Genomic DNA, 1,015 nt, shown 5'->3' with positions numbered 1-1,015 from the left:
TGACTGCACGATCGACGGGTACTCCATGCCCCATTTGGCATCGAATTCTGCCAGACGCATTTCAGCTTCCTCGACAGTCGCCGCCGTGTAGATCGTGCGCAGATCGGCTGCGACAGCCTTGCGCAGTTTCCAGCCAACGAAGTTCAGACTGTAGCGCACCATGTGCACGATGCACAGCTGGACAGCCGTCTTCGGGAACACTGCTTCAATCGCCTCAGGAAAGCCTTTGAGGCCGTCCACGCAGGCAATGAAGATGTCCTGCACGCCCCGGTTCTTGAGCTCGGTGACGACCTGCAGCCAGAACTTGGCTCCCTCGGTCTGGGCCACCCACAGGCCCAGCAACTCCTTGTCGCCATGGAGGTTCACGCCCAATGCCAGATAGACCGCCTTGACCCGCACCGCACCGCTGTCGCGCACCTTGGCATGGATGCAGTCGAGATAGACGATCGGGTAAAGCGCATCCAGGGGACGGGCCTGCCAGGCCTTGACCTCGTCCATGACCGCATCGGTGACTGAGGAAATGAGCGTCGGCGAGACCTCGGTGCCGTACATTTCTTCGAGGTGGCTCTGGATTTCCCGCACCGTCATGCCGCGCGCATACAGCGACAGGATCTTGTCGTCGAAGCCGCTCCATCGGGTCTGATGTTTGGCAATGAGCTGCGGCTCGAAGCTGCCATCGCGGTCCCGTGGAATATCGATGGGCAGTGCACCGAAATCGCCCTTGAGCGTCTTGGCGCTGCTGCCGTTACGGGTGTTGCCGCGCTCGTTGGCCACGGCTTCATGCTTGTCGTGACCCAGGTGGATCGCCAGTTCAGCTTGCAGAGCGCGCTCCACAATCGCTTTGGTGAGCTGCTTTAAAATCCCGTTCTCGCCAATCAGGTCTTCCGGTTTCTGATAGTCGGCGAGCAAAAGGTCGATCAGGTCGGGCTGTACAACTTTGCGTTTGGTCATTGTTTTCCTTGTGGCTGGCAGTCTCCTGCCAAATGACCGATTACACAAAATTATTTACACCCCC

The 1,015-nt window shown here is 58.7% G+C and carries 1 protein-coding gene; it reads right to left on the bottom strand.

Translation table 11 applies throughout. The features are described 5' to 3' along the window. The coding region (locus tag RCH09_RS19670; protein ID WP_326942832.1) for an IS256 family transposase at positions 1-951 on the bottom strand (951 nt) is incomplete at its 3' end. Positions 952-1,015 lie beyond the last annotated feature (64 nt).

Origin of the sequence: Actimicrobium sp. GrIS 1.19, assembly GCF_035984655.1 — a bacterium.
In the GTDB taxonomy this organism is placed as follows: Bacteria; Pseudomonadota; Gammaproteobacteria; order Burkholderiales; family Burkholderiaceae_D; genus Actimicrobium.
Note: the sequence above shows the minus strand (reverse complement) of the source record. Positions and strands in the feature narration are given on the sequence as shown.